Raw genomic sequence first — 21483 nt, forward strand, 5'->3', positions numbered from 1 at the left:
GGGCGGTCGTCCACCGCCTCGCGCCGTCACAGCACCCCGACGGCGGTCGCGCGCCAGCGCCCCTGCCGTTCCTCGAGTCGGAGCGCCACGGCGCGCGCGTGACTGCGGGTGTGCACGATGACCGTCGCCTCGGCGACGCCGTCGGCGGGCCGGCAGACGAGCACGCTCCCCACCCGCATGAGTGCCCTTGCCGGGGCGCGCCCGCCGACCTGCCGGGACCGCGCGGCGACGGCGGCGCGTTGCTGCAGGTGCCGGTGCACCTCGTCGGTGATCCACCGCGCGATGCTGTCGACCTCCCGCGCGCCCGTGAGGACCTCGGCGACGCAGAGCCCCAGTGCGCGAGCCGTGTCGTGTGCGTCCGTCGGTACCGGGGCCGGGACGAGTCGGACGACCTCCCGCTCGGGCCCCTCGTCGTCATCGATCCGGTGTGCTTCCTCGGCCACCCGTGCCCCTTTCATCGGGCTGAGCGTATGGCGAGTGCAACATGAGAAATATGACAGCGGTTGGGGTGTGGAGAGTGCGAAGTTGTCCACAGCGCCCCGCACCTAGACTGGCGGGGTGTCGACCCTCAGTGACCTCGTCCTCGCACAAGGCCGTTCCTCCGAAGCCGACGTGGAGTGGCTCCACCTGCTCGTCGGTGATTGGCAGCTGCTCGCCGACCTGTCCTTCGCGGACATGGTCCTGTGGGTCCCGACGGCCGAGGACGGTTCGTTCGTGGCCGTCGCGCACGCCCGGCCGAGCTCCGCGGCGACGCTCTTCTACCGCGACATCGTCGGGCAGGAGATCCGTGAGGAGTGGCGCGAGCAGGTCACCGAGTGCTTCGCCGGCGCCAAGGTCGTCGACTCCGCCGAGCCGGACTGGTACGAGGACACCCCGACCCGCGTCCGGGCGATCCCGGTGCTCCGTCGCCTGAGCGCGAACAGTGCCGAGACCACCGAGCGCCCGATCGCGGTCGTCACGCGGCACTCGAACCAGGACGAGATGCGGACGCCGAGCCGCCAGGAGCTCAACTTCACCGCGAGTGCGAACGACCTGTTCGGCATGATCGCGACGGGCGACTTCCCCGACATCGGTGCGCCGGCGGGGCCGCGCCGTGGTGCACCGCGCGCGAGCGACGGTCTCCTCCGTCTCGACACGAACGGGATCGTCACCTTCGCCAGCCCGAACGGCCTCAGCGCCTTCAACCGGATGGGCTTCGAGGGTGAACTCGAGCGGAAGTCGCTCGCCGAGGTGACCACCGAACTCATCGGCGCACAGCTCGAGGTCGACGAGTCGCTGCCGCTCGTCGTCACCGGACGGGCACCGTGGCGTGCCGACGTCGAGTCGAAGGGCGTCACCGTCTCACTCCGGTCGATCCCGCTCCGCGACCACGGCGACCGCATCGGCGCGATCGTGCTCTGCCGCGACGTCACCGAGCTCCGACACCAGGAGCGCGAGCTCATCACCAAGGACGCCACGATCCGTGAGATCCACCACCGCGTGAAGAACAACCTGCAGACGGTGGCGTCCCTCCTGCGCATCCAGGCCCGCCGGACTCACTCGGACGAGGCCCGGACGTCACTGCAGAACGCCATGCGACGCGTCGCCGCGATCGCCGTGGTGCACGACACGCTCTCGAGCGGACTCAGCCAGAACGTCGACTTCGACGAGGTCTTCGACTCGGTCCTGAAGCTCGTCACCGAGGTCGCCGCGTCGCACAACACGACGGTGCGCCCGAAGAAGACCGGGGAGTTCGGGGTGCTGCCCTCCGAGGCCGCGACGCCGCTCGCGCTCGGCCTCACGGAGCTCGTCACGAACGCCGTCGAGCACGGGCTGGACGGCCGCGACGGCGAGGTCGAGATCGTGGCGGAGCGCTTCGACGACCACCTCGACATCCAGGTGCGTGACAACGGTGTCGGGCTGCCCGAGGGCAAGGTCGGGTCGGGCCTCGGCACGCAGATCGTCCGCACGCTCATCCAGGGCGAGCTCGGCGGCACGATCGACTGGCACACGCTCACCGGCAGCGGCACCGAGGTCACCATCACGATCCCGTTCCGTTGGCTGACCGCGGCGGCGAGCTAGTCCCTCCTCCCCGGGCTCCCGGGTGGAACCGAGTCCGCTGAACACCGGTGTTCGTCCGTCGAACCGCTCCATGACGCGGCGCGACGCGTGAGCACCGGTGTTCAGCACGCCCGGACACCGCGCAGCGCGCCCGGACACGACGACGCCCGCCGGCCCCGAGGGGCGGCGGGCGTCGAGTGGAGCGGAAGGGCTCGGGTCAGGAAGCGCGGCGGGCACGAGCAGCGCGGCGCTTCAGCGCACGACGCTCGTCCTCGCTGAGGCCACCCCAGACACCGGAGTCCTGGTTGTTCTCGAGTGCGTACTGCAGGCACATCTCGGTGACCGTGCAGCGAGCGCAGACGGACTTCGCCTTCTCGATCTGATCGACGGCCGGTCCGGTGTTCCCGACGGGGAAGAAGAGCTCGGGGTCCGCGGTGAGGCAGGCTGCCTGGTCACGCCAGTCCATGTGTGGTGCTCCTTGAAATCGATGCTCGAACGGCAGGCCGGGGCCGCGGTTCGGGGATCGGAACGCTGAGCATGCGCGAGGCACGAGGGGACACCCGTGGGGGAGGAGTCCGCTGGAAGCGAGTCTGACGCCCGCGAACGCTCGGGGGAGGAGCGTCGAACCACGGGAGACGCACACCACATCGTGCCGTCCAAACGACCTCGAATATCGTTCCATACTGGTAGGGCCAAATCAAGGGTTCCGACGCTGGAGGAATGCTGTGCACGACACCACCCCGAACGAGTCCGAGCCCCGAGAGCGGAGGTCTCCGGCACTCGTGGCGCTCCTCGTCGTCGTCGGCGTCGAGTTCGCCGCCCTCGCGGTCGTGACGATCGTCCTCCTCGTGGAGGTCATCGTGGCCCCGGCATCGAGCCTCGCGTCCGGCATCGCGCTGACGATCCTCGCTGCCATCGCCGCGCTGTGGCTCGGTGCGCTGTTCATCGGACTGCGGAACCGTCGCCCGTGGGTCCGCTCCGGCATCATCGTCTGGCAGGTCCTGCAGGGTGCGCTGGCGATCGGCGCGTTCCAGGGCGTGTTCCGCGTGCCGGCCGTCGGCTGGCTGCTCCTCATCCCCGCACTCCTCGGGATCACGCTGGTGCTGTCGCGTCCCGTGACCGAAGCGCTCGCCCGTCCGGCCGAGTAGACGGTCTGGTCCGAACGCACTGGAGGCCCGGTGCCGGTCCTCGGAACCGGCACCGGGCCTCCAGTGCGTGGCCGGTTCTCAGACCAGGCCGAGCTTCTTCCGCAGGCTCGCCACGTGTCCGGTCGCCTTGACGTTGTAGAGCGGTAGCTGGACCGTGCCGTCCTCGTCGACGACGATCGTCGACCGGATGGTGCCGGTGACGATCTTCCCGTAGTTGTTCTTCTCTCCCCATGCTCCGTAGGCCTTGTGCACCGTGAGGTCGGGGTCGCTCAGCAGCGGGAACGTGAGTGCCTGCTCGTGGTGGAACTCCTGCAGTGCCGGCAGGTCGTCCTTCGAGACGCCGAGCACCTCGTAGCCCGCGGCCTGCAGCGACGACATGTTGTCGCGGAAGTCGCACGCCTCGGTGGTGCAGCCCGGGGTCGACGCCGCGGGGTAGAAGTACACGATGACCTTCTTGCCGCGGAGGGCTGCGAGCGTGTGCAGGGCGCCGTCCTGGTCCGGCAGGGTGAAGTCGGGCGCGGTGTCGCCGGCGGCGAGACGATCGGTCATGGTGCTCCTGTTCGTGTTCGGTGCCCGGGTGGTCATGAGCACGCGAAACCCATGCTATTGTTGTTTCCCGTTGCAGCACGGAAGCGCAACATGCACCTCTAGCTCAATTGGCAGAGCAACTGACTCTTAATCAGTGGGTTCTCGGTTCAAGTCCGAGGGGGTGCACCACCGGAAGCCCCGCACACCACGTGCGGGGCTTTCGTCGTTCCTGCCGCGCAGTCGTCTGCGCGGGACACGCCCGGAGTGCGATCGGGCGCTGATCTCCTGCCCCGCCCGGATCGGTCAGGACGTCGTGACGTCGACGACACGTTCCGCACCCACCACGGGCTCGAGCACGCCGCCCGACGTCGCGGCGAGGTCGGCCCGCAGCGCACCGATCTCGTCGGCGGGCACCCAGAGCTCGAACGTCGCGGCCTGCCCGTACGCGGGTTCGCCGAGCGTCGCCTCGTGGTGCCGCACCCACTCGCGCAGCACGTTGTCGATCCGGCCGGCGTCGGCGTGCGGGGTGTCCACCGTCACGCGGGTCAGGGCGCGACGGCGCACGAGCGGCAGGAGGTCGAGCGCCTCGGACACCGAGGTCGAGTAGGCGCGGACGAGCCCACCCGCGCCGAGCTTCACGCCGCCGAAGTACCGGGTCACGACCGCGACGACGTCGGTCAGCCCGCGCCGCCGCAGCACCTCGAGCATCGGGACCCCGGCGGTGCCCGAGGGTTCGCCGTCGTCCGACGACCGCGCCTGGTCCCCGAGCACGCCGGTCACCATCGCGGTGCAGTTGTGCCGGGCGTCCCACCGGCGGCGTCGGACGTCGGCGATGACCCGGTCGGCGTCCTCGACGCTCGTCACGGGTGCCACCGTCATGATGAACCGCGACTTCGTGATGACGATCTCGTGCTCCAGCGTGTGGGCGATCGTGGACGGGAAGGCGGCGGGCACGTCCCCGAGGGTAGCCGCGACGGCCAGCCGGCCCGCGGTACGATGACGAGCACGACGTGCGGCTGGGGAGGAGTCAGATCGACATGGCGAGAGCTGATCCGAAGGGTGGCGTCCTCGACGCTGCCGAGCTGGCACGCCGGCTCAACCTGCTGCTCGACTTCGAGGAAGCGCAGCGCGGGTCACCGGTGCCGTTCGCCGCGATCGAGGAGTACGTCGCTGCTCAGGGCGGTTCGCTGTCCCGGGCGAAGTGGACCTACATGCTGTCCGGTGACGGTCGGCGCAACCGCGACACCGAGCTCCTCCGCCTGCTGGCCGGCTACTTCGAGATCGACGAACGCTTCCTGCTCGAGGACAGCGACGTCCCCGAGCGGATCGGTGCGCAGCTCGCCCTCGTCCGTTCGCTCCGTTCCGCCCGGGTGAGCGGGTTCGCCGCCCGCACGTTCCCCGGCGAGCTGTCGCCCGAGGCGCTCCGCCGCATCGCAGAGGTGCTCGAGGAGGAGTCCGAGCGGGGGAGCGTCGTATGACCGAGTCCTTCGTCGAGGCGTTCTGGGCCCGGGGTGCGCGCGAGGGCTGGTCGGACGTCGACCAGGCCGTCGCGGCGGCGGCCACGGTCGTCGGCAAGCCGATCGTCGTCCGTGAAGAGGCCTTCCTCTCCGCCGAGCCGGTGTGCGGCTTCGTCGCCACGCTCGAGCGGCAGCACCTCATCATGATCTCGCCCACCGCGTCCCAGACCTTCCGGTCGTTCGTGATCGGCCACGAGCTCGGCCACATCCTGCACCGCCACCAGGACCACGCCCCGCAGGCGGCCTACATCCGCGACGTCATCCCGGACCTGCCGGAGTACAAGGTCGAGCGGGCCCTCGCCCGCGGACTGTTCTCGAACGAGTACGAGCACGAGGCCGAGGTCTTCGCCGACCGGTTGGCCGGGCTCATCCGCGATCACCGCGACCGTCCGAGCGCCTTCCGCGGGGTCTTCGGGTGATCGTCTCCGTCGTCCAGGCGCTGCTCCTCATCGCCGGCACGGTGACCCTGCTCGTGCTGCAGCGCCGGCAGGACCGGACACTCGCCGTCACCTTCCTGCTGTTCGCCGCGACCATCGTCACGAACGTCGACCCGCTGTACCGCTGGCTCGATCCGCTGCTCGGCGGGTTCAACGTCGTCACGGTGATCAGTGACTGCCTGATGGTCGCTGGCACCAGCACGCTGCTCTGGGGTGTCGCGAAGGCGGTCGGGTCGGCTCGGACCTGGCTGCGCAACGCGATCGTCGTGACCTGCGCGGTCGTCGTGGTGGTGGTCATCGTGGCGTTCACGGTGCTCGACAAGCCACCGACGACGACGACGTTCATGCTCGACGCCGGGCAGCACCCGGCAGCGACGGTCTACTCGATCGCGCAGACCGTCTACCTCGGCGTGGCGCTCGGGGCGACCGGTCTCATCTGCGTCCTCCGCCTGCGCGAGGCCCGCACGACCACCGACCTCGTGGGGCTGTGGGTCCTCGTGCTCGGCGGCGTCCTCGGGGTCGTCCGGATGGTCGTCGTCGTGGTGATGGACCTCGCGCACGTGTTCGGCGACCTCGACACCACGCACGCCCTCGCGCTGCCGTACGACATCACGACGCCCGGGGCGGTGATCTGCGTCTCCTCGGGGATGCTCCTCCTCGTCATCGGCCACCAGGCGGCCCGCCGTCGACGCTCTCGTCGGGTGGAGGTCGCCCTCCGGCGTCTCGCTCCGCTGCACGAACGGGTCGGCATCGACAACGCGTACCCGGACTCCGTCGACCCCGCGACCCGGCTCAGCCGGATCATCGTCGAGATCAACGACGGCGCCCGACGCGCTCGGCGCCCCCTCAGCGAGGACGAACGGGCGGCCCTCGCCGACGCCGAGGCAGCGCTCGATGCGGCCTAGCGGGGGCCGCCCGGCGAGGGGGCCCCGCCCGGCGAGGACGCGCGCCACGAGAGCGCACACGGCAGCGCCCACGGCAGCGCCCACGGCATCGGTCGCGGCAGCGCGCGCGGCATCGACCGTCGCGGCGATCGCGGTGACGAGCGCCGTCGCGCTGGTGGCGACCGCCGGCGTCGTGATCGCCCGGAAGGCCGCGGCCCTCCCCCCGACACCGTCGTTCGACCCCGCCCCCGGCCTCGAGCCGGTCATGCTCGACGGGCTCCCCGGCTGGGTGCGGTCCGGCGGCGACGGCTCGCGCTGGGCGGTCTTCCTCCCGGGGCTCGGTTCGCACCCGCTCCGCCACCAGGAGACCGCCGGGGCCTTCGTCGACCGGGGCTGCACGGTGCTCTTCGCGGCGCACTCCGCCCGCCACCCCGCACGCCGGCACGGCTTCGGTGTCCCCGAGCAGCACGAAGCGCTCGCCTGGCTCCGGTTCGCCGCCGCACGCGGGGCGACCGAGGTCGTCCTGCTCGGTTGGTCGTTCGGCGCGTCGCTCTGGCTCCGCGTCCTCGCCGGAGGTCCGCTCCCGGTCAGGGTCCGGTCGCTCGTCCTCACGGGTCCGCTGACCGACTGGGACGCCGCGATCGGCCACGGTGCCGGCGGAGGACCCCTCGGCCGCGCCGTCGCCGCCGTCGCGCGGGGCACTCTCGCCCTGCCGGTCCTGTCCCGCCTCGCCGGACAGCGACGCCCCGTCCGCATCGGCATGCCCGTGATCCCGACAGCGTCCGGCGTCCCGCCGCTCCTCGTCGTGCACGGTGACGCCGACCGTACGGTGCCGCTCGCCGCGAGCGAGCGCCTGGTCGCGGGCTGGCCGGGCCGGGCGACGCTCCGCCGGGTGAACGGCGCGCAACACGGCGGTGAACGGGACGCTGATCCCACTGGATGGCTCGACTCCGCCGTCGGTGCCGTGTACAGTTTGTAGCAGTTGCTACAGATCCTGTGGCCGCCGGGCTGGGTCTCGGCCGCGTTGGGGGCGGCCGAGCACCACCCGCCCCGGCTCGCTCCGCCTCGGCCGTCTGCTCCGGGGGCGGTGTCTAGGATCGTCTGGTGACCGTCTTCGCAGCTCTCGTCCTGTTCATCGGTGCCGTCTTCAACGTCATCGCCTGGCCGCGCTTCTTCCAGCGGGTCGCGAAGGACGCGCGCGCACGCGACGCGGCCGGCAAGCCGACGACCTTCTACACGGTGCACCTCGTGCTGCTCCTCATCGCCCTCGCGATCGCCGTCGCGTCGGTCATCGCGGGCATCCTGCTGCTCGTCTGACGCGCGCGTCGTCACCGCGGGTCGCGCACCGCGCACCGGGTGACCGCCTGGAGGCGCGGTGCCGGTCCGCCGGGCGGGCGCCGCGCCTCCAGGCCGCTTCAGGCGCGCTTCAGCGCGCCACGGGAGGATCGACGCATGCGTGTCCTGGTGGTCGACGACGAGGTGCGGCTCGCCGACGGCGTGCGCCGCGGCCTCGAGGCGGAGGGCTGGGCGGTCGACGTCGCGCACGACGGCGTCGACGGACTCTGGCACGCGCGCGAGTTCCCCTACGACGCGATCGTCCTCGACCTGATGATGCCCGGCCTCAGCGGGTGGGCGGTCTGCGCCGCGCTGCGGGCCGACGGCGACTGGACCCCCGTCCTCATGCTCACCGCCAAGGACGGCGAGTGGGACCAGGTGGAGGCCCTCGACGCCGGAGCGGACGACTACGTCACGAAGCCGTTCTCGCACCCGGTCCTCGTCGCCCGGCTCCGCGCCCTCGTCCGCCGGGGCGCCCGCGAGCGGCCGGCGGTCCTGACCCTCGGCGACCTCGTCGTCGACCCGGCAGCCCGCACCGTGACACGGGCCGGCACGCCCGTCGAGCTCACGAGCCGCGAGTTCGCGGTGCTCGAGTTCCTCGCCCGACACCCCGGGCAGGTCCGTTCGAAGCGCGAGGTGATCGAGAACGTCTGGGACGTCGACTTCGAGGGCGACCCGAACATCGTCGAGGTGTACGTCGGGCACCTCCGGCGGAAGCTCGACCGGCCGTTCGGGCGCACGTCCATCGAGACCGTCCGCGGAGCCGGCTACCGGTTGGCGGCGGACGGTGGCTGAGGCCGGTCGGGTGTCGCGTCCCGGTCGTCGTCCGCGTCGGCGCTTCCGGTCCGTCCGGGCACGGACCACGCTCGGTGCGGTCGCCGTCGTGCTCGCGGCACTGCTCGTCGGCGCCGTGGCGTTCGTCGTCGTGCTGCGACTCGTGCTCCTCGACGGGGTGCGGTCCTCGGCCGAGGCCGGGCTCGAGCAGGCGTCCACCCGCGTGGAGGCCGACGGCGCCGGGGTGGTCAGCGGCTACGAGGACGTGCTCGTGCAGGTCGTCGGCGAGGACGGCTCGGTGCTCGCGCACGGGGACGACGCCGACCCACCCGCCCTGCCGACCGCCGACGAGTCGCGCTGGACGCACGACGGGGAGCGGTGGCTGCTCGTCGCCGACGACGTCGACCTGCCTGGCGGTGGCGAGGGGACGCTCGTCTACGGTGTCTCGCTCGAGCAGTCCGACACCGCCCTCCGTGCCGCGATCGGGCTGCTCGCCGTCGGCGTGCCGGGGCTCGTCGCCGTGATGGGGATCGTCACCTGGTTCGTGACCGGACGGTCCCTCCGACCCGTGGAACGGATGCGGACCGAGGTCGAGACGATCCGGGCAGCGCGGCCGGACGCCCGCGTCGAGGTGCCCGACACCGGGGACGAGATCGCCCGGCTGGCCGCCACCATGAACACCATGCTCGATCGGCTCGACCGATCCGCCGAGGGACAGCGCCGGTTCGTCTCCGATGCCTCGCACGAGCTCCGGTCGCCGATCGCGACCATCCGTCAGCACGCCGAGGTCGCCGCCGCCCACCCCGACCGGACCGACGTCGCGGAGCTCTCCGACGTGGTCCGGGCGGAGGCGCTGCGGCTGCAGGAGCTCGTCAGCGGGCTCCTCGAACTCTCCCGGCTCGACGAGGGCGGGACCGGTGCCCGGCGGCCGGTGGACCTCGACGACCTGGCGCTGGACGCGGTGGCGCGGGCGCGGGCGCGGATGCGGGCGGCCGGCGGCGGTGGCGCGGCCAGTGGCGGTGGCGGTGGTGGTGGCGCGGCCGGGGTCGACGGCGTGCGGGTCGACGGGTCGGGGATCGGCGCAGCTCGGGTTCGCGGCGACTCGCGGATCCTGGCGGGAGTCGTGCAGAACCTCGTCGACAACGCCGTCCGGCACGCATCGACCCGGGTGACGGTGGCCCTCGCCGAAGACGGCCCGGACGCCGTGCTGACCGTGGACGACGACGGTTCGGGCGTCCCGACGGGGGAGCGGGAGCGCGTGTTCGAACGGTTCGTCCGGCTCGACGAGGCACGCAGCCGGGACGCCGGAGGCGCGGGGCTCGGGCTTGCCATCGTGCGGGATGCGGTCCGGGCGCACGGCGGCACGGTCACGGTGACGGACTCCCCGCTCGGCGGTGCCCGCTTCGTCGTGCGCATCGCACTCGGTGCCTGAACAGGTCGCTTCAGGTCTGCTTCAGCACCCCCTCGCCAGGCTTGCCGCATGATCACACGCACCAGCGACCACACCGCCCGCACGACCCGCACGACTCGCCGTCTCGTCGGCCTCGCAGCGCTGCCGCTCGTGGCCTCGCTCGCCCTGGCCGGGTGTGCGTCCGGCGGTGACGGAGACGCCACCAGCGGCTCGGCGTCCGGCTCCGGCGGCACCGGCGGCTCCGGCGGCACCGCCAGCGGCACCGCCAGCGGTGGTGCGACCGCCGCGTCTGCGGTGTCGAACGACGGGCTGCTCGCCGCGGTCGAGACCGCACGGAAGGCCGTCGCGTCCGGCACGGTCATCTCGGTCGAGCAGGAGCAGAACGGCTCCGCGTTCGAGGTCCTGCTCGTCACGAAGGACGGCACCGAGCACGAGGTGCACACGAACGCCGAGGGCACCGCGGTCACCGGATCGCCGCGCACCGAGCAGTCCGATGTGGACGACCGAGCCGAGCACGACCGGTTCACCGCAGCGGCCGACCTGGACGTGCAGGACGCCGTGTCGAAGCTGACGGACCTGCACGCCGGCACGATCACCGAGCTCGGCCTCGACGACCACCTCGGGAAGGTCGTCTGGGAGGGCGACGTCCGTGAGGCATCCGGCACGAAGCACAGCGTCCGCATCGACGCCGGTTCGGGCGCGGTCGTCACCGACCAGGTCGACACCGACGACTGACCCGGCACCGTGCCGCCGGACCCCGCACGGACGCGGCCCGGTCGTGCGGCGGTCGGTGGTGCGCGGTAGACCTGGGGCATCCGGACGAGCACGGGAGGCACCATGACCGACCAGACCACCAGGACGTACCCGCAGGGCGTCCCGAGCTGGATCGAGGCCCGCCACCCCGACACCGACGCCGCGATGGCCTTCTACGGCGGGTTGTTCGGCTGGGACGGCGAGGAGCGCATGCCCCCGGGCGCCCCGGGCTCCTACCGCATCGTGCGCATCGACGGGCGGGACGTCGGCGCGATCACCACGAGCGACGACCCCGCGACCTGGACCACGTACATCGCCGTCGACGATGCCGACGCCACCGCAGCGCGCGTCGTCGAACTCGGCGGGACCGCCGCCCGGCCGCAGGACGCCGGGCCCGGCGGCTCCGCGGGGCGCGGGGTCGACTGCATCGACCCGCGTGGTGCGGCGTTCTCACTGTGGCAGGCGCGCGACCGGGTCGGTGCACAGCACATCAACGCGCCCGGGGGCTGGGTCTTCAGCGACCTGCGGTCGACCGACCCGGAGCGGGCGTTCGCCTTCTACCAGGAGCTCTTCGGCTGGCGGGTGTCCGACATGCAGGAGGGCCCGAGCACGATGGTCCGGTTGCCCGGGTACGGCGACCACCTGGCTGCCACCTCGGACCCGGACATCCGCGAACGCCAGGCCGGTGCGCCGGAGGGGTTCGCCGACGTCATCGGGGCGTTGGCCCGCAAGGACGAGGGCCACGACGACTGGCACGTCTCGTTCAGTGTCGCCGACCGCGATGACGCGGCCGCTCTGACGGAGCGACTCGGCGGGCGGGTGCTCGGCACCTGGGAGGGCTACTGGACCCGCGCCGCCGAACTCCAGGACCCGCAGGGCGCGGCCTTCCGGGTCACGCAGTTCGCGCCGAGCGCCGGTTAGGACTCCGACGGCAGCGGCGAGCCGAGCACGCGACGGAGGGCCATCCCGGCGAGCTTCTCGTCCGAGGTGTCGAGCAGCACGCGGTAGGTGTCGTCCGGGGTGACGAACTCGACGCACACGGCATCGAAGTCGCACGGTTCGATCCGCCACCCGCGGACTGCGTCCATCGGCACCGGGGTCAGCCCGTCCCGCTCGAAGTTCGTCTCGGCGTGCACCCGGTCGTCGAAGACCCGGACGCGGCCGAAGGTGCCGCGCCAGGTCAGCTGCAGGTCGAGCGTCGGGGAGACAGAAGGGTCCGGCACCCGCCGATCGTACCGACGGGTGCCGGACCTGCAGACTGCTTCGCGGTGCCGTTTCGCTCTGCGGACAGCGCCGGGCGGGGACGTGCCCCGAACGGGGTCAGCGCGTCGCGTCGTCGTCCGTGCCGTCCGTACCGTCACTGCGTCGCACCTGGGCCGCGGGGTCGCGGACGCCGATCGGGTACGGGCCGGTGACGCCCTCGCGGAGCGACGCGATGCGGAGGATGCGGTCGCGCTGCAGGAACCAGCCGACGATGAGCAGCGGGATCACGATGACGAGCGACGCGATCGTGTACGTGCCGACGGGGTAGTCGATCGCCATCAGGACGATGACCGACGCCAGGAACGCCAGGGTCAGCCACGCGGTGACCGGAGCGCCGGGGAGCCGGAACGTGGGTTCCTTCGCGAGCCCCTGCTTCGCCCACTGCCGCAGCCGCATCTGGCACAGGATGATCGTGCCCCACGCCGTGATGATCCCGAGGCTGGCGATGTTCAGGGCGATCTCGAACGCCTGGCTGGGGACGAAGTAGTTGAGGACGACGCCCGCGACGGTGAACGCCGCGGTGAGCAGGATGCCGGCGTACGGCACACCGCCCTTCGACATCTTCGTGGTCCAGCGCGGCGCCGAACCGTTCATGCCCATCGAGTGCAGGGCGCGGCCGGTCGAGTAGAGCCCGGCGTTCAGCGACGACAGCGCGGCGGTGAGGACGACGAAGTTCATGATGCCGCCGACGATCGCGCCGACCTGCGGGTTGCCGAGCGACGAGAAGAACGTCACGAAGGGGCTCTCGCCCTCCTTGTACGACGTGTACGGCAGGAGCAGGGAGAGCAGGACGATCGAGCCGACGTAGAAGACCGCGATGCGGAACACCACGGAGTTGATCGCGCGGGGGATGACCTTCTCGGTGTTCTGCGTCTCACCCGAGGCGGTGCCGACGAGTTCGATGGCCGCGTACGCGAACACGACGCCCTGGATCACGATGACCGCGGGCAGCAGGCCGTTCGGGAACAGGCCGCCGTTGTCACCCCAGATCGAGAACCCGGTGCGGACCGCTTCGCCGCCCGTCTCGACCGGGAACGCGAAGACGAGCCAGATGATCGCGACGACGAGGAAGGACACCAGCGCGGCGACCTTGATGAGCGCGAACCAGAACTCCAGCTCGCCGAAGACCTTCACCGCGACCATGTTGGCGGCGAGGACCACGACGAGGGCGATCAGTGCGAGGAGCCACTGCGGCGCGGCGGTGAAGGCCTTCCAGTACTGCAGGTAGATGGCGACGGCCGTGGTGTCCACGATCGAGGTCATCGCCCAGTTCAGGAAGTACATCCACCCGGCGGCGTACGCGAACTTCTCGCCGTAGAACTCGCGGGCGTAGGAGATGAACGAACCCGACGACGGGCGGTGCAGCACGAGCTCGCCCAGCGCACGGAGGATGAAGAAGGCGAAGACGCCCGCGATGAGGTACGTGAGTGCGAGCGCGGGGCCGGCGGAGTGGAGTCGTCCACCGGCGCCGAGGAAGAGCCCGGTGCCGATCGCGCCGCCGATGGCGATCATCTGCAGTTGCCGGGGCTTCAGCCCGTGCTGGTAGCCCTCCTGCTCGTGCGAGAAGTCGTTCGCGGGCGCCCGGCCCACCCCGGTGTCGTTCTGCGCTGTCATGCGCGTCACGCTACAGGTGCAGCGAACGCGGGGTGGCACACAAACATGCGAGTCGGCTGCACTGTAACGAGACGGTCACGATCAGGATCCCCGTGAGCATGCCCGACACGCCGTGATCGGGGGACAAGCTTGCCGGGATTCCGGCGGACCACGATTCGCGACGGGGGACAAGCGTCGATAGCCTTGAACGTCCCCACAGGGGACACCGACGATCAGGACGCGTCCGCTGCAGCAGCACCAGTGGCGACCGTACGGTCGGCCGGACCGGGGTCGTCCCGAGTACGACCCCCGCGTGCGTGATCGCTCGCCCTGCGCCAGCCAGGTGATGGACAACCGGTGCGCGGGCTCGAAGTGATGTCGCCGAACACGGTGCCGGACGACCCGTCCGCAACCACACCGTGATCGCCGTGCGCCGTTCGCGCCACGGTCACGCGAGGAGCACCGTTGACCATCGCACCACCCCAGGACCGGCGTGCCACCACGCCGGACGACCCCACCGGCGCGCCCGCCGTCAGTGTGCACGGCGCCTACAAGGTGTTCGGACGCCGACCGGCCGAGGCCGTGAAGCGCCTCGCCGCCGGCGCCACCCGCGACGAGGTCCGCGACCTCGGCTCGGCCGCCGTCATCGACGCGTCCTTCGACGTCCGCCCCGGCGAGATCTTCGTCGTGATGGGCCTGTCCGGGTCCGGCAAGTCGACCCTCATCCGCATGCTGAACGGCCTGCTCGAGCCCACGGCCGGCACCGTCGAGATCGGTGGACGGCGTGTGACGAAGGCCGCCCCGAAGGAGATCCGCGACATCCGTCGGACGAGCGTCTCGATGGTGTTCCAGCACTTCGCGCTCCTCCCGCACCGCACCGTGCTCGAGAACGTCGCGTACGGCCTCGAGGTGAACGGCGTCGACAAGACGACCCGGCTCGCCAAGGCGCGCGAGGTGATCGGGCTGGTCGGACTCGAGGTCTGGGCGGACGCGAAGCCCGACGAGCTCTCCGGCGGGATGCAGCAGCGCGTCGGCATCGCCCGCGCCCTCGCCGCCGAGACGGACGTCCTGCTCATGGACGAGGCCTTCAGCGCCCTCGACCCGCTCATCCGTCGCGAGATGCAGGAGCAGCTCGTCGACCTGCAGCAGCGCCTCGGCAAGACGATCGTGTTCATCACGCACGACCTCAACGAGGCGATGTTCCTGGGGGACCGCATCGCCGTGATGCGCGACGGCCGGATCGTGCAGATCGGGTCGCCGGAGGACATCCTCACCGACCCGGCGAACGACTACGTTGCGCAGTTCGTGCAGGACGTCGACCGTGCCCGTGTGCTCACCGCCGCGAGTGTGATGGAGCCGGCGCGCGCGACCGTCCCGCTGACGGTCGGCCCCCGCGGTGCGCTCCGCACGATGCGCGACCTGCAGACCGCAGCACTGTTCGTCACCGGTCGTGGCCGGAAGCTCGAGGGTTGGGTCCGCGACCGCCACGTGATGCGCCAGGTCAAGGCCGGCGACACGAACCTCGACGCGATCGTGAACACCGAGTACGCCAAGGTCGCGCCGGACACCGCGCTCACCGACCTGTTCGAGCTGGCGGTCGAGTCCCCGCTGCCCATCGCGGTGGTGGACGACGAGCAGCGGCTGCTCGGGGTCGTCCCGCGCGTGACGTTGCTCGCGGCGCTCGGCAACGTCCCGACGTCGACCATGCCGATCCCGGTGCTCGAGCCGGTGACGCGGATCAGCGACTCCGACATGGACAGCACGCTCGCCGCCACCGACCACCCGACCGCCACCACCACGGAAGGGGACCTCGCGTGATCACCCCCGGCACCAACTCCTTCGGCGACTTCCACCTGCCCCTGGGCACCTGGGTGGCAGCGATCGTCGACTGGATCACCACGTACCTCTCCGGCTTCTTCGACGTCGTCCGCTACGTCTTCACGTGGATGGACGCGTGGATGGAGTACTTCCTCTCCACCCCGCCGTTCTGGGTGATCGTCGCGATCCTCGTCGTCCTGGCGTTCGTCGCGAAGGGCTGGAAGCTCGCCCTCGGCGCGGCGATCGGCCTGCTCTTCATCGTGAGCGTCGGCCAGTGGACGAACGCGATGGACACCCTCGCGCTCGTTGTCGTCGCCGCGGGCCTCGCCGTCGTGTTCAGCATCCCGCTCGGCATCTGGGCTGCACGGTCGGACGCCGCCAGCCGGGTCATCCGCCCGGTGCTCGACTTCATGCAGACGACCCCGGCCTTCGTCTACCTCATCCCGGCGCTGCTGCTCTTCCGCGTCGGCGTCGTCCCCGGCATCGTCGCGACGATCGTGTTCGCGATGGCTCCGGGCGTCCGCCTCACCGAACTCGGCATCCGCGGGGTCCCGAGCGAGGTCGTCGAGGCCGGTGCCGCGTTCGGCTCCAGCCCGTGGCGCATCCTCCGCCAGATCCAGCTGCCCCTCGCGAAGGCCAGCATCATGGCCGGCGTCAACCAGGTCATCATGCTGTCGCTCTCGATGGTCGTCATCGCCGGCATGGTCGGCGCGGGCGGGCTCGGCGAGCAGATCGTCGCGTCGCTGAACCGCATCGACGTCGGGCTGGGAGCCGAGGCCGGCCTGTCGGTCGTGGTCCTGGCGATCCTGCTGGACCGCCTGACCGCAGCGCTCGGCGGCGACGGGGGGCGCGCCTCCAGGCTGTGGACCCGGAAGCCGCGGACGGCCGTCACCGCGACGCCGAACGCGGCCACCGCCCAGACCGCCGCCACCACCGAAGCGGTCACCGACCGCCAGACCGTCGACGCGTGAGGAAGGACCAGACCATGACGAAGCACCAGCGCACGAAGCGCACCATCGCCGCCCTCGCGCTCGCCGCGGCCACCGCCGTCGGCCTGTCCGCCTGCATGCCCCCGGGCTACTACGGCGCGAGCGGGACCCTCGACAACGGCGACCAGAAGTCGATGCACGTCGTCGTCTTCAACGGCTGGGACGAGGACACCGCCGCGAGCTACCTCTGGAAGTACGTCCTCGAGCAGAAGGGCTACGACGTCCAGCTCACCAATTCGGACGTCGCACCGGCCTACTCGGGCCTCGCCTCCGGCGACTACGACGTCGTGTTCGACACCTGGCTGCCGAACACGCACAAGCAGTACATGGACACCTACGGGAAGCAGCTGACCGACCTCGGCTCCTGGAACGACCAGGCGTCGCTCGAGCTCGCCGTGCCGGAGTACTCGGACATCGACTCGATCGACGACCTCAAGGCGCACGCGTCGGACTTCGGCAACAAGATCATCGGCATCGAGCCCGCCGCCGGTGAGACCAAGGTCGTGTCCGAGGACGTCATCCCGCAGTACGGCCTCGACGGGATGGACTTCATCACGAGTTCCACGCCGGCGATGCTCGCGGACCTCAAGGCCTCGATCGCCAAGAAGGAGGACGTCGTCGTGACGCTGTGGCGTCCGCACTGGGCCTACGACGCCTTCCCGATCAAGGACCTGCAGGACCCGAAGGGTGCCCTCGGCAAGAACGAGGAGATCCACACCGTCGCGAAGAAGTCCATCGAGGACGACTTCCCGACGGCATCGAAGTGGATGAAGGGGTTCCGGATGGACTCCGACACGCTCTACTCGCTCGAGAACGCGCTCGTGAACAGCGGCGCCAAGACGAGCGAGTACCCCGCGATCACGAAGAAGTGGGCCGCGCAGCACCGGGACTTCGTGGACTCGCTCACGTCGTCGAAGTAGGAAGACCACGGCCTGGAGGCGCGGTGCCGGTCCGGCACCGCGCCTCCCGTCGTCCGGCGGCCTTCCTGGGCGACGGCGGTCGCGCGTTGCTTGCATGGAGGGATGGACATCCTCCTCCGACTCCTCGTCGCGGTCGGCTTCGCGCTGCTCGCCACCGCCGTCGCCGCCCTGGTCCTGCACCTCGTGTTCCGTGCCCTCGCCCGCCGCGAGCGATGGGCCGCCGTCCTGTCCCGTCGGACGAAGCACCCGACCAGGACGATGCTCCTGGTCGCGCTGCTCTGGGCGGCGTTCGCGTCGAGCGTCCCGCACAACGCCGACCTGTACCCGTGGCGGGTGGGGGTCTCGCACACGTTCCTCATCGCGACGATCGGCGTCGGCACCTGGCTGGCGTGCGAGATCGCGATCTTCCTCGAGAGCCTCGGCCTGCACCGCTACCGCGTGGACGTCCCGGACAACCGGGTCGCCCGACGCATCCGGACGCAGGTGCTCGTGCTCCGCCGGCTCACCGTCGCGGTGCTCGTCATCATCGGCATCGGCGCGATCCTCCTGACCTTCCCCGGGGTCGAGGCCGCCGGCGCCAGCGTGCTCGCCTCGGCCGGGCTCATCTCCGTCATCGCCGGCCTCGCCGCGCAGTCGACGCTCGGCAACGTCTTCGCCGGCATGCAGCTCGCGTTCTCGGGATCGATCCGCGTCGACGACGTCGTCGTGGTCGAGCAGCAGTGGGGCCGCATCGAGGAGATCACCCTCACCTACGTCGTCGTGCACCTGTGGGACGACCGTCGCTTCGTGCTGCCGTCGACGTACTTCACCTCGACCCCGTTCGAGAACTGGACACGGACGAACAGCGAACTGCTCGGTGCCGTCGAGTTCGACCTCGACTGGCGGGTCCGACCGGGCGACATGCGCGTCGAGCTCGAACGGATCCTCGAGCGCACCGAGCTGTGGGACCGCCGGGTACAGGTGCTGCAGGTGACCGACGCGGTGCAGGGGTTCGTGCACGTCCGCGTGCTCGTGACCGCCCACGACGCCCCGTCGCTCTTCGACCTGCGCTGCTACGTCCGCGAGGAGCTCGTCGCCTGGATCCAGCGCACCCACCCCGATGCCCTGCCCGTCCAGCGGGTGCTCATGGTCGACGACGTCGCGGAGCCCCGGCGCCGGACCGCGTCGACGGCGTCGGCGTCGGCGCTGTTCACGCCGGACCAGCAGGACGCGGCGCTCTTCACCGGGCCGATCCAGACGTCGGGCATCCCGCGGTCCGAGCGCTGAGCACCGGGAGCCGGGCCCCGGACCGGCCCCGGCTCGACCCCGGACGGACGGGAGGCACGTGGCGAACCCGCCACGTGCCTCCCGTCCGTCACCGGCCGCGTCCGCGACCGCACGCTCGCGCGCTACGGCTGCCGCGCCTTCACGGCGCGGTCGTCCTCGACGACCGTGCCGATCGCGACGATCGTCGTCGCGAGCCACGCCACCCACGTCAGCGCCAGGCGCCAGTCGCGCGGGCCCTGCCGCGTCGTCTGCAGCACGCTGTAGCCGCTGATGATCGAGCTCCACACGGCACCGTTGAACATGAACTTCCGCACGGGTTCCTCCTGTCGTCGTCCCGACCACGCTACCGGCCAGTACATTGGAGCGCCGCCGGTCGCCCTGCCGGTGCACGCGAAGAGGAGCCCCCGTTGCGCCAGGCAGTCATCGGCGCAGTCCTGCTCGTGGTCGGCGCGGTCTGCGTCGCCCTCGGTCTGCTGCCCCTGTCCGACCTCGCCACGCTCGCCGAGCGGGTGGTCCCCGTCCTGGCGTTCGTGCTCGGACTCACCGTCGTCGCCGAGCTCGCAGCCGACGCCGGCGTCTTCGACCGACTGGCAGACCTCGCCGCACGGGTCGGCGGCGGCCGCACGATCGGCCTGTGGGGCGCAGTCGTCGTCCTCGCCGTGGTCTGCACCGTGTTCCTGTCGATCGACACCACCGCGGTGCTCCTCACCCCGATCGTCATCACGCTCGCGCGACGGGTCGGACTGCCGCCGATGCCGTTCGCCCTCACCACCGTCTGGCTCGCGAACACGGCGTCGCTGCTGCTGCCGGTGTCGAACCTCACGAACCTGCTCGCCGTCGATCGCATCGGGCTCGACGGTCCGATCCCGTTCGCCGGCCTGATGGTGTGGGCGGCGCTCGCCGGGGTCGTCGTGCCCTGCGCGGTGCTGCTCGTCGTCTTCCGCGGCAAGCTGTTCGGCCGGTACACGCCGGTCTCGGTGCGACAGGCCACCGACCCGGTGTTCTTCTGGGCGGCGTCGGCGGTCCTCGTCGCGCTCGTCATCGCGCTCACGGCCGGCGTGACCGTCTGGATCGCGGCGATCGCCGCGGCCGTGGTGCTCGTCGTCGTCGCGGCGTTCCGCGCGCCCGGCGAGCTGAAACCGTCACGCGTGCCGTGGTCGACCCTCGTGTTCGCCGCCGGGCTGTTCGTCGTCGTCGAGACCCTGCACACCACCGGCCTCACCGACCCGATCGTGCATGCGCTGTCCGGCGGGACGGGAACGGGGTCGCTGCTCCTGCTCGGAGGCGCCGGCGGAGTCGCCGCCAACCTGATCGACAACCTGCCCGCCTACCTGGTGCTCGAGCCGGCCGCGGGTCACGAGGCCCTGCGCTACGCGGCACTCCTCATCGGCGTGAACGCGGGGTGCCTCATCACGCCGTGGGCCTCGCTCGCGACGCTGCTCTGGCACGCGAGGCTCTCCGCCGAGGGCGTCCACCTGTCGTGGGGGAAGTACATGGCGCTCGGGTGCATCGTCGCGCCGCTCACCGTGGTCGCCGGGGTGCTGGCGCTGCGGTTGTAGCGGGCGGCGCCGCGAGGGCGCGGCGCGTCTCGCGCGGTGCGCACGGTGCGCGTCTGGCTCGGTGCGGTGCGCACGGTGCGCGTCTCGCCAGCTGGTGCCGGGTTGGGCGATCGGTGCGGGCCTGCTGCGCCGCACCGGGCGCGGAACCTCGCACGGGCCGTGACCGACCTCGCGCGGGCCGTGACCGACCTCGCACGGTGCGAGGTTCGGGGCGCGTGCGCTCGGGCGACCCGCGCGCCTACAGCCAGTCGCGTGACTTGAACACGCGGTACAGGACGAGCGACGACGCGACGATGAGCGCGAGCGACGCGTACAGCCCGCCCCACTGCCCTTCGCCCGGGAAGGTCACGTTCTGTCCGAAGAACCCCGTGATGGCCGTCGGGATCGCGATGATCGCGGCCCAGCTCGTCACCTTCTTCATCACGGTGTTCTGCCGGTTGGACGCCAGGTTGAGGTTCGTGTCGAGGACGCTCGACACCGCGTCCCGCAGCTGCTCGACGGAGTCCGCGATCGACACCAGGTGGTCCTCGACGTCCCGGAAGTACGGACGGATCCCATCGGAGATCGTCTCGGCGTCGCCGTGCAGCAGCGACGCGACGCTGTCCCGCGTCGGGACGACCTGGCGTCGGAGCACCCCGAGCGCCTTCCGGAGCCGGAACGACCGGCGCTGGATCTGCTGCTCGCGGGGGTTCCCGTGCTCGAAGAGGTCGTCCTCGAGGTCGTCGATCCGTCGCTCGATGTCCTCGACCGTACGGGTGGCGTGGTCGGTGACGGCATCGAGCAGTGCCCACACGAGCCACGGCACCCCGTGGTCCGCGATGTCGGCGTTCGCACCGAGCCGGCGTTCGACGGCACCGGTGTCGACGTCGGCGCCGTGGATCGTCACGAGGGCGTGCTTCGTCACGAAGGCCTTCACCTCGTGGGTGACGAGTTCGCCCCCGTCGTCGAGTCCGTCGACGTCGTAGACGACCAGGAACAGGCTGTCCCGGTACCGGTCGAGCTTCGGCCGCTGGCCCCGTTCGACGGCGTCCTCGACGGCGAGCGCGTGGATGCCGAGTTCCTCCTCGACCTGCTCGAGGTCGGCCGGCTGCGGATCGGTGTAGTCCACCCAGACGAAGGTGCCGTCGGTGGCGACGAGCTCGGAGACCTGTTCGATCGGGAAGTCCTGTTCCGCCGCGCTGCCGTGCCGCCACGCCCGTGTCATGACCATGCCGTCGAGCCTAGTGAGACGGCCGACCCGCGATCGCA

The 21483-nt window shown here is 71.3% G+C and carries 24 protein-coding genes and 1 tRNA gene; 17 read left to right on the top strand and 8 right to left on the bottom strand.

The window, feature by feature from the left end:
* Positions 1-26: 26 nt before the first annotated feature.
* A complete protein-coding gene (locus tag BLT36_RS13000; protein WP_139166465.1) occupies positions 27-458 on the bottom strand; it encodes an Rv3235 family protein in 432 nt (143 codons plus the stop codon).
* Between the two features lie 100 nt (positions 459-558).
* Here BLT36_RS13000 and BLT36_RS13005 point away from each other — a divergent pair, with 100 nt between their 5' ends.
* Positions 559-2061: a sensor histidine kinase gene (locus tag BLT36_RS13005; RefSeq protein WP_092095677.1), complete on the top strand. Its 1503-nt coding sequence runs from the start codon at positions 559-561 to the stop codon at positions 2059-2061.
* A gap of 196 nt (positions 2062-2257) precedes the next feature.
* Here the strand turns inward: BLT36_RS13005 and BLT36_RS13010 are convergent, their stop codons facing one another.
* Positions 2258-2506 (bottom strand): WhiB family transcriptional regulator, encoded by a 249-nt coding sequence (locus BLT36_RS13010; protein ID WP_022904217.1) that lies wholly within the window; start codon positions 2504-2506, stop codon positions 2258-2260.
* A gap of 259 nt (positions 2507-2765) precedes the next feature.
* On the opposite strand from BLT36_RS13010, the gene BLT36_RS13015 reads away from it, so the two are divergent.
* Complete coding sequence (locus BLT36_RS13015) at positions 2766-3188, top strand: hypothetical protein (protein WP_139166466.1); 423 nt, start codon at positions 2766-2768, stop codon at positions 3186-3188.
* 78 nt (positions 3189-3266) lie between these two features.
* Here BLT36_RS13015 and bcp read toward each other — a convergent pair whose 3' ends face one another.
* On the bottom strand, positions 3267-3737 hold the full coding sequence (gene bcp / locus BLT36_RS13020) for a thioredoxin-dependent thiol peroxidase (RefSeq protein WP_092095680.1): 471 nt from the start codon (positions 3735-3737) through the stop codon (positions 3267-3269).
* A gap of 92 nt (positions 3738-3829) precedes the next feature.
* Between bcp and BLT36_RS13025 the strand changes: the two genes are divergently transcribed.
* Positions 3830-3905, top strand: a tRNA-Lys gene (locus BLT36_RS13025).
* Positions 3906-4019: 114 nt separating this feature from the next.
* Here the strand turns inward: BLT36_RS13025 and BLT36_RS13030 are convergent.
* Entirely contained in the window at positions 4020-4670 is a 651-nt protein-coding gene (locus BLT36_RS13030) for an IMPACT family protein (RefSeq protein WP_254787613.1), read from the bottom strand.
* 83 nt (positions 4671-4753) lie between these two features.
* Here BLT36_RS13030 and BLT36_RS13035 point away from each other — a divergent pair, with 83 nt between their 5' ends.
* The 9 genes from BLT36_RS13035 (at position 4754) to BLT36_RS13075 (ending at position 11748) form a co-directional block, all read left to right on the top strand.
* Positions 4754-5194, top strand: coding sequence for a hypothetical protein (locus BLT36_RS13035; protein WP_092095681.1), 441 nt, complete (start codon positions 4754-4756; stop codon positions 5192-5194).
* Positions 5191-5652, top strand: coding sequence for an ImmA/IrrE family metallo-endopeptidase (locus BLT36_RS13040; protein WP_092095682.1), 462 nt, complete (start codon positions 5191-5193; stop codon positions 5650-5652). The genes BLT36_RS13035 and BLT36_RS13040 overlap by 4 nt, the downstream gene beginning before the upstream one ends.
* On the top strand, positions 5649-6575 hold the full coding sequence (locus tag BLT36_RS13045) for a hypothetical protein (RefSeq protein WP_092095684.1): 927 nt from the start codon (positions 5649-5651) through the stop codon (positions 6573-6575). The genes BLT36_RS13040 and BLT36_RS13045 overlap by 4 nt, the downstream gene beginning before the upstream one ends.
* Before the next feature lie 133 nt (positions 6576-6708).
* The gene (locus BLT36_RS13050; RefSeq protein ID WP_092095685.1) at positions 6709-7533 is read left to right on the top strand and encodes an alpha/beta hydrolase; all 825 of its coding nucleotides are present in this window, start codon (positions 6709-6711) and stop codon (positions 7531-7533) included.
* Between the two features lie 125 nt (positions 7534-7658).
* On the top strand, positions 7659-7871 hold the full coding sequence (locus BLT36_RS13055; RefSeq protein ID WP_092095687.1) for an SCO4848 family membrane protein: 213 nt from the start codon (positions 7659-7661) through the stop codon (positions 7869-7871).
* 135 nt (positions 7872-8006) lie between these two features.
* The gene (locus BLT36_RS13060; protein WP_092095688.1) at positions 8007-8684 is read left to right on the top strand and encodes a response regulator transcription factor; all 678 of its coding nucleotides are present in this window, start codon (positions 8007-8009) and stop codon (positions 8682-8684) included.
* The gene (locus BLT36_RS13065; protein WP_254787615.1) at positions 8677-10095 is read left to right on the top strand and encodes a sensor histidine kinase; all 1419 of its coding nucleotides are present in this window, start codon (positions 8677-8679) and stop codon (positions 10093-10095) included. Before BLT36_RS13060 ends, BLT36_RS13065 begins: the two co-directional genes overlap by 8 nt.
* A 48-nt stretch (positions 10096-10143) precedes the next feature.
* Positions 10144-10809: a PepSY domain-containing protein gene (locus tag BLT36_RS13070; RefSeq protein ID WP_092095690.1), complete on the top strand. Its 666-nt coding sequence runs from the start codon at positions 10144-10146 to the stop codon at positions 10807-10809.
* Positions 10810-10911: 102 nt separating this feature from the next.
* Positions 10912-11748 carry a VOC family protein gene (locus BLT36_RS13075; protein WP_092095692.1) on the top strand — a complete coding sequence of 279 codons (837 nt, stop codon included), beginning with the start codon at positions 10912-10914 and terminating at the stop codon, positions 11746-11748.
* Here the strand turns inward: BLT36_RS13075 and BLT36_RS13080 are convergent.
* Both BLT36_RS13080 and BLT36_RS13085 read right to left on the bottom strand, forming a co-directional pair.
* Positions 11745-12050, bottom strand: a complete 306-nt coding sequence (locus tag BLT36_RS13080) for a hypothetical protein (protein ID WP_092095694.1) — start codon at positions 12048-12050, stop codon at positions 11745-11747. The two genes, BLT36_RS13075 and BLT36_RS13080, sit on opposite strands and share 4 nt — an antisense overlap.
* A 97-nt stretch (positions 12051-12147) precedes the next feature.
* Entirely contained in the window at positions 12148-13704 is a 1557-nt protein-coding gene (locus BLT36_RS13085; protein ID WP_092095696.1) for an amino acid permease, read from the bottom strand.
* A gap of 516 nt (positions 13705-14220) precedes the next feature.
* Here BLT36_RS13085 and BLT36_RS13090 point away from each other — a divergent pair.
* The 4 genes from BLT36_RS13090 (at position 14221) to BLT36_RS13105 (ending at position 18676) form a co-directional block, all read left to right on the top strand.
* Positions 14221-15501: a quaternary amine ABC transporter ATP-binding protein gene (locus tag BLT36_RS13090; protein ID WP_254787631.1), complete on the top strand. Its 1281-nt coding sequence runs from the start codon at positions 14221-14223 to the stop codon at positions 15499-15501.
* Positions 15498-16472, top strand: coding sequence for an ABC transporter permease (locus tag BLT36_RS13095; protein WP_254787617.1), 975 nt, complete (start codon positions 15498-15500; stop codon positions 16470-16472). The genes BLT36_RS13090 and BLT36_RS13095 overlap by 4 nt, the downstream gene beginning before the upstream one ends.
* Before the next feature lie 14 nt (positions 16473-16486).
* Positions 16487-17410 (top strand): glycine betaine ABC transporter substrate-binding protein, encoded by a 924-nt coding sequence (locus BLT36_RS13100; protein ID WP_092095698.1) that lies wholly within the window; start codon positions 16487-16489, stop codon positions 17408-17410.
* 102 nt (positions 17411-17512) lie between these two features.
* Entirely contained in the window at positions 17513-18676 is a 1164-nt protein-coding gene (locus tag BLT36_RS13105; RefSeq protein ID WP_092095700.1) for a mechanosensitive ion channel family protein, read from the top strand.
* Positions 18677-18798: 122 nt separating this feature from the next.
* Here the strand turns inward: BLT36_RS13105 and BLT36_RS13110 are convergent, their stop codons facing one another.
* Positions 18799-18990 (bottom strand): hypothetical protein, encoded by a 192-nt coding sequence (locus tag BLT36_RS13110; RefSeq protein WP_092095702.1) that lies wholly within the window; start codon positions 18988-18990, stop codon positions 18799-18801.
* A gap of 93 nt (positions 18991-19083) precedes the next feature.
* Here BLT36_RS13110 and BLT36_RS13115 point away from each other — a divergent pair, with 93 nt between their 5' ends.
* Positions 19084-20235: an SLC13 family permease gene (locus BLT36_RS13115; protein WP_092095704.1), complete on the top strand. Its 1152-nt coding sequence runs from the start codon at positions 19084-19086 to the stop codon at positions 20233-20235.
* 238 nt (positions 20236-20473) lie between these two features.
* Here BLT36_RS13115 and BLT36_RS13120 read toward each other — a convergent pair whose 3' ends face one another.
* Complete coding sequence (locus BLT36_RS13120) at positions 20474-21445, bottom strand: magnesium transporter CorA family protein (protein WP_092095706.1); 972 nt, start codon at positions 21443-21445, stop codon at positions 20474-20476.
* Positions 21446-21483 lie beyond the last annotated feature (38 nt).

The organism is Curtobacterium sp. UNCCL20 (assembly GCF_900101675.1).
Taxonomy (GTDB): domain Bacteria; phylum Actinomycetota; class Actinomycetes; order Actinomycetales; family Microbacteriaceae; genus Curtobacterium.